Origin of the sequence: Terriglobus sp. YAF25, from assembly GCF_052113305.1 — a bacterium.
Lineage (GTDB): Bacteria > Acidobacteriota > Terriglobia > Terriglobales > Acidobacteriaceae > Terriglobus.
In genome coordinates this window covers 1-1,480 of sequence record NZ_JBFRCY010000926.1, presented here as the reverse complement: position 1 = coordinate 1,480, position 1,480 = coordinate 1, and the positions used below count along the sequence as shown (strand labels likewise).

The window sequence follows — 1,480 nt, the reverse complement described above, 5'->3', positions numbered from 1 at the left end:
CACCTGGGCATTCAGTCCGGCGATGTTGTTATCGATGCCTTTCAAGCGTTCTTCGAGTTCCTTTTCGCCGATGTCGACAGCTACTGCTTCATTGACAAAGACACCTGCGCCGACTGAGGCAACCCAAGCCTCGGCCTTTCCAACCCAACCCTCTCCCTTCGTGACGGTAGCGTCCAACGCAAGCCCCTTCGCTTCGATGGAAGATGCTTTGATCGCCAGGTCTATGTTTTTGAATTCACCTTCAACATTAAGGATGTCGAAGGTGTGCGTCGGGTTGATCTGGTGATCTTGTTCGTGGTGCTGGTCGGTATGCTCGCCGAAGTACTCGAACCGGCTTTCCGCGTGGTAGTACTCCTTGACGTCTTCAATGCGGTTGTCCGTTGTCTTCCCATTGACCTTGAAGTTCAGGTCCTCGTGAACCGTCCACTCCTCGTTCTCCATGACGTCGGTCTTGAGATCCTTATCGATCTTCTCCGTCTGTTTGCCGTCGATCTGCTGCCATCGGTCGCCGTGGATCAGCTTGGCGTCGGTTGCATCTGTTCCGCTCAGAGCGGTAGCGGAGGTCATCGCCTTGGGATTCAGCTTGCCAAAATCCGGAGCGACGCTATCAGATCCGCCTTTGTTGGAACGGGTCGAGGTTGGAATATTTCCCTGAAAGACTCCCATCTGTTATCTCCTTTCGTTCCTGTTTATCAACCAATCTCACGCGAGAAGAACTGACTGCGTACATGCACACGGCCATTGGGCGCGGTCAGAATAATGTCGCCGTCGGAATGAATGTGTACCAGTGTCCTGCCAGTGCTGTCGTGTTTCTCGGTCATGGTCAGCGCAGAAGAGTTGGGTGTCGCCAGGACAACCGTCTCCTTGCTTGGCGTATCGATCATCTGCACCCGATTCCCGGCTTTCGTAACAATGCGCTTCACGTTGTTGTCTGGAATATCCGAGGTTGCTCCGAAGAAGCCGAGGCGAGGAGCCTGCTGCACGCCGTTCCAGACCGAGCCGAGAATAACGGGACGTTCCGGGTCGCCGTCTTCAAACACGATGGCAACCTCGTCACCGACCTCGGGCATGAACATGAAGCCGCGATCAGGGCCGGCATGCGGTGACACCATGCGCGCCCAGTGCGTAGAGCCATCCTGCTGCCAGAAAAACTGAACCTTGAGGCGGCCCATCTTCTTGGGATCGTTATGATCGACCACCCGTGCCGGCACCACGCCATACCAGGAACGAAGCGCCGGCTGCTGCGGATTCCTGTACTTCTTCCATGGAGTGCAGACAAAGGAGTTGCTGTATCCCTGCGGTTCCCAACGATGGATGACCTTTACGAGACCATAGGCGCCCTTGGCATCAATGTTGCCTTCGACTTCGACGATATCTCCAGCCTTCAACTGTTGATTGCGTGAGTGGCCGGTCGCAGTAACGCTGCCGCCGATGGAACGCTGGCTCTCTTTGCGGAGATAGTCCTGATAGCCATCAAGCG

At 55.5% G+C, this 1,480-nt stretch carries 2 protein-coding genes; both read right to left on the bottom strand.

Annotation, left to right across the window (positions count from 1 at the left end; genetic code table 11):
• On the bottom strand, positions 1-666 hold a 666-nt coding region (locus AB4043_RS25280), incomplete at its 3' end, for a hypothetical protein (RefSeq protein WP_442308498.1).
• A gap of 26 nt (positions 667-692) precedes the next feature.
• Positions 693-1,480: phage baseplate assembly protein V (locus AB4043_RS25275; protein ID WP_442308497.1), on the bottom strand; the 788-nt coding region annotated here is incomplete at its 5' end.